5 protein-coding genes and 1 pseudogene are annotated in these 4293 nt (G+C 70.4%); 4 read left to right on the top strand and 2 right to left on the bottom strand.

The window, feature by feature from the left end; translation table 11 throughout:
• Nucleotides 1–372 (bottom strand): annotated as a pseudogene (locus tag VF542_RS02460) (hypothetical protein); the annotation flags it as partial.
• A gap of 161 nt (nucleotides 373–533) precedes the next feature.
• On the opposite strand from VF542_RS02460, the gene VF542_RS02455 reads away from it, so the two are divergent.
• The 4 genes from VF542_RS02455 (at nucleotide 534) to holA (ending at nucleotide 3143) form a co-directional block, all read left to right on the top strand.
• Nucleotides 534–911 carry an ArsR/SmtB family transcription factor gene (locus VF542_RS02455; protein WP_408650122.1) on the top strand — a complete coding sequence of 126 codons (378 nt, stop codon included), beginning with the start codon at nucleotides 534–536 and terminating at the stop codon, nucleotides 909–911.
• On the top strand, nucleotides 908–1393 hold the full coding sequence (locus tag VF542_RS02450; protein ID WP_408650121.1) for an SRPBCC family protein: 486 nt from the start codon (nucleotides 908–910) through the stop codon (nucleotides 1391–1393). Before VF542_RS02455 ends, VF542_RS02450 begins: the two co-directional genes overlap by 4 nt.
• A gap of 16 nt (nucleotides 1394–1409) precedes the next feature.
• Nucleotides 1410–2048, top strand: coding sequence for a maleylpyruvate isomerase family mycothiol-dependent enzyme (locus VF542_RS02445; RefSeq protein WP_408650120.1), 639 nt, complete (start codon nucleotides 1410–1412; stop codon nucleotides 2046–2048).
• Nucleotides 2049–2156: 108 nt separating this feature from the next.
• Entirely contained in the window at nucleotides 2157–3143 is a 987-nt protein-coding gene (gene holA, locus VF542_RS02440; protein WP_408650119.1) for a DNA polymerase III subunit delta, read from the top strand.
• A gap of 9 nt (nucleotides 3144–3152) precedes the next feature.
• On the opposite strand, the gene VF542_RS02435 is transcribed toward holA, so the two are convergent.
• The gene (locus tag VF542_RS02435; protein WP_408650118.1) at nucleotides 3153–4046 is read right to left on the bottom strand and encodes an endonuclease/exonuclease/phosphatase family protein; all 894 of its coding nucleotides are present in this window, start codon (nucleotides 4044–4046) and stop codon (nucleotides 3153–3155) included.
• Nucleotides 4047–4293: the final 247 nt, after the last annotated feature.

Here is a 4293-nt window from a genome sequence, read left to right as displayed (position 1 = left end):
CGCGCTGCCGCTGTGTACGGCCTCGGCCAGGAACCGGTGCAGCTGCAGGCTGCCCGCGAACGAGTCCCGGTGGGTGGCGCCGCGCCCGTGCAGCGAGATCAGCACCGGCAGCCCGGCGCCGTCATGCCCCGGCGGGTAGGCCACGCTCCAGGACGTCGTCGCGTGCCGGGCTTTCGAGACGAAGCTGCCGCTGACCAGCCGGCCCGGATCGGTTCCCGGAACGCCGGCCGGCAGCCGCTCGGTGATCCGGTCGAGCCGGCCGCGCCCGGGCAGCACCCCCGCTTCCACACCGCCCAGCCCGGCGGCCGCGGCGGCGAGGACGCCGAGGCTCCCGAGCAGCACCGTGCGTCGGGTCGGGCGGGTCGGGGTCATCGCGGCTCGTCTGGTGGAGGTGTCGGGTCAGGCCGGTAGGCACGGTGCCGCTCGACCGTGCAGCACCTTAGCCGTCCGCGCACCGAGTCGTTCCTTCGACGTAATTAACTTGACGGCTAACTAACCATATGGTGAAGTAGTCCAGGGACAGGGAGGGCCACATGACCGTGACAGAGGACCGGCTCGATGCCACCTTCACCGCTCTGGCGGACCCGACCCGCCGCGCGATGGTGGCCCGGCTGGCCCGAGCGGACGCCACCGTCAACGAGCTGGCCGCCCCGTTCGACATGTCACTGCCCGCGATTTCCAAGCACCTCAAGGTGCTCGAACGCTGCGGGCTCATCTCCCGTACCCGGCAGGCGCAGTTCAGGCCCTGTCACCTCGAGCGGGAGGCGTTGGATTCCGCGCTGGACTGGATCGAGCAGAACCGGCGGATCTGGACCCAGCGCTTCGACAAGCTCGACGCGCACCTGCGCGATCTTCAACGCCCAGCCGACCAGCAAGAACACCCCGATACCCAGGAAGAAGTAATCCCATGACACATGCCCACTCCGACACCGCTGAACTCGTCTACACCCGGGTCTTCGACGCGCCCAGGGAGCTGGTGTTCCGCTGCATGATCGAGCCCGAGCACCTCAGCCACTTCTGGGGTCCGGTGGGGACGAGCGCGCCGCTGCACAGCATCAAGGTCGATCCCCGCCCCGGCGGGGTCTTCACGACGGTGATGGTCAACGACTCCGACGGCAGCGAGTACCCGACGCACGCCGTCTATGTCGAGGTGGTCGAGCCGGAGCGGCTGGTGTGGAACGAGCCGCACAGCGGAATGACCGTCACCTCCACCTTCCGCGACCTCGGCGACGCCCGGACCGAGGTGCGGATCCACCAGGCGAACATCCCGGAGGCGTTCCGCAGCGAGCAGGCCCAGGCCGGCTTCGCCTCGTCGCTGGATCGGTTCTCGGCCTACCTCGCATCGCTCAGCACCGGTGGCCCTGCTGCCGGCGCTCCGGCGGCCGGGTCCTGATGACGGCTGAGTCCTGATGACGACATCGGTGACCGACACCCGGCTGGCCAGCCTGATCGCCACCGAGCGCCGCGAGATGGCCGCGGTGCTGAGTGACCTGCCGGAGGAGTCCTGGAACGCCCCGACGCTCTGCGCCGGCTGGCGGGTGCGCGAGGTGGTCGCGCACATGACGATGCTCTACCGGTACTCGACCGCCCGGTTCCTCACCGAGCTGGCCAGGTCGGGCGGGCGGTTCGACCGGATGGCGGATCGGCGTGCCCGGCAGGACGGGTCGGGTTCCACGGCCGATCTGGTGTCGGTGATGGCTGAGCACGCGGTGTCGGTACGCGCCCGCCCGGGTGTCGGGCTCGAAGGCGCGTTGATCCATGACGTGATCCACGGCCTGGATGTCACCGTGCCGCTGGGCCTGGACCGGCGGGTGCAGTCCGAGACCCTGCGGGCCGTCCTGGCGGGCGTCACGAAGCCGAAGTCCCTCAAGCACTTCGGCGCCGAGCTGGACGGCATCGAGCTGCGCGCCGAGGACCTCGACTGGTCCTTCGGATCCGGAACGCCGGTGTCCGGCGCCGCGCAGGACCTGGCCCTGGTGATCTGCGGGCGCACCCTGCCGGCCGGGCGGCTACGTGGCGGCCCGAGTCCCCGGTTCACGGCCTCCTGAGGCCGACTCGACGTGCGCCCGACTCGAGGTGGACCGACCTGGACGTGAGCCGCCCCGAACGTGGACAGCGACGCGTCCGGCGTCATACCCGCATGACACGATGGCAGCGTGCCGCCCGCCGCTGGAAGTGCTGCTGATAGTGCGATAGCCCCGCTGAACCTGGTCGTGGGCGACGAGGAGTTCCTGGTCAGCCGGGCGCTGGAGGACCTGCGGCGTGCCGTGCAGGCCGACGATCCCGACGCCGAGGTGCACGAGGCCGAAGCCGGCGTGGTGGAGCCCGCCGAGCTGCTGCAGCTGCTGAGCCCGTCCCTGTTCGGGGGTCGCCGGCTGGTGGTGCTGCGCTCGGCCCAGGACCTGCCGGCGGCCCGGGTGTCGACGATCGTGCCGCTGCTGCTCGACACCGACCCGGACACCACGGTGGCGGTGCAGCACCTCGGCGGTGCCAAGGGCAAGGCGGTGCTGGACCAGCTCCGCAAGGCCAAGGCCGCCGAGATCAGCTGCGCCAGGATGACCCGGGCGGAGGACCGGCGGCTCTTCCTGCGCAACGAGGTGCGCCGGTTCCGCGGCCGGATCACCCCGGAGGCGGCGGCGGCGCTGATGGAGGCGGTCGGCAGCGACCTGCGCGAGATCTCCGCGGTGGCGGCCCAGCTGGTGGGGGACACCGGCGGTTCCATCGACGTGGACGCGGTGGCGGCCTACCACCGGGGCCGGGCCGAGGTCAGCGGGTTCGCGGTCGCCGACCAGGCGGTGGTCGGCAACGTCGCCGGCGCGGTGACCAACCTGCGCTGGGCGCTGAACGTCGGGGTGCCGCCGGTGGTGATCGCGGACGCGCTCGCCGACGGGGTCCGGACGGTGGCCCGGGTGCTGGGCGCCGGGCCGGGGGACCCGTTCCGGCTGGCGCCGGCGCTGGGCATGCCGCCCTGGAAGGTCAAGCGGGCCCGGTCCCAGGCCGGCGGCTGGACCGAGCCGGGGCTGCGGCACGCCCTCGGCGTGGTGGCGGACCTGAACGCCGATGTGAAGGGCGCGGCTGCCGATCCGGCCTATGCCCTGGAGTCGGCGGTGCGCCGGATCGCGGCCGCCCGCGCCGAACGCTGAGCCTGCCCTTCAGAAGTTGCGGATGACGCTGCCGAACAGCGGGTCGTGATCCGACGTCACCGAGGACGTGGCGTCCCCGTCGGAGATGGTGAAGTTGGTGTCGGTCGTGAAGATGTAATCGATCTTCGGGTCGGTCGTGAACGGTGCGTATTCGGTGCCCTCGTTGCAGGTGCTGGTCTGACTGGTGCGGCTGGAGCAGGCGTCGACCTCCCGGAAATGCCCGATGCCGTTGCCGCCGGTGTAGTAGGGGCCGTAGATGTGGTCGAGCACGTAGCTGCCGGGGGTGGTGTTGAAGTCGCCGGCCAGCACGACCGGGGTCGGCAGGTAGCTGTTCACCTTGTTCGCCACCGCGATCGCTTGGGAGTTGCGGTTCTGCTCATTCGTGCTGGAGCTGCCGGAGGTCAGGTGCGTCACGCAGTACCGGAAGGAGGGCGACACGATGTGGGCGCACAGCAGCATCCGGTCCTCTCCGAAATCCGGCAGCAGGATCCGTTCGGCGCTGTCAGCGGGCGCGCTGCTGGCGGTGTAGCGGATGAGCAGGCCGTTGCCGTAGCCCTGGCAGCGGCTGTCGAGCACCGAAGCGCCCGCCGCGATGGTCTGCCCGAAGATGGCCTGGTAGGTCAGGCCCTTGGCTGCCAGGGCGTTCTTGGCGGCGGTCAGCTGGTTTCCGCAGACCTCGTTGATCGAGACGATGTCAGCATGGTGGCCGTAGGCACTGTTCGCGATGTCCTGACCGGCGGTGTCGCTGCCGTCGTAGCAGATGTTGCCGCAGATGTTGATCTGCATGTACTGCTGCGCGACGCCCGCGCGCGCAGTGGTCACCGGCGTCAGTAGCCAGCCGAGGAGCGCCAGCGAGGCGGCTATCACCGCCAGGGGCAGCGGCTTGACCCTTGGACCAGACATCTCGGGTCTCCGTCTCGCCGTCCCGCGCGGCACCGGACGGCCACGCTGGCTACCTAATGAACACGCTCGCTACCTAATGAAAGTAGCGCCGGCATCTTCGATGCGCTCGTCGGTAAGTCCGGATCGTGATGGAGGCAGGCAGCACACAGCCCGCGTCCGGCCTGGGCCGTGCGCGGGCTGGAGAGGTAAAGCGGGCTTAGAGCGAGCTGGCCTTGTGGGCCATCGCCGACTTCTTGTTGGCGGCCTG

The sequence above is a fragment of the Jatrophihabitans sp. genome (assembly GCF_036389215.1).
Taxonomy (GTDB): Bacteria; Actinomycetota; Actinomycetes; order Mycobacteriales; family Jatrophihabitantaceae; genus Jatrophihabitans_A.
Note: the sequence above shows the minus strand (reverse complement) of the source record. Positions and strands in the feature narration are given on the sequence as shown.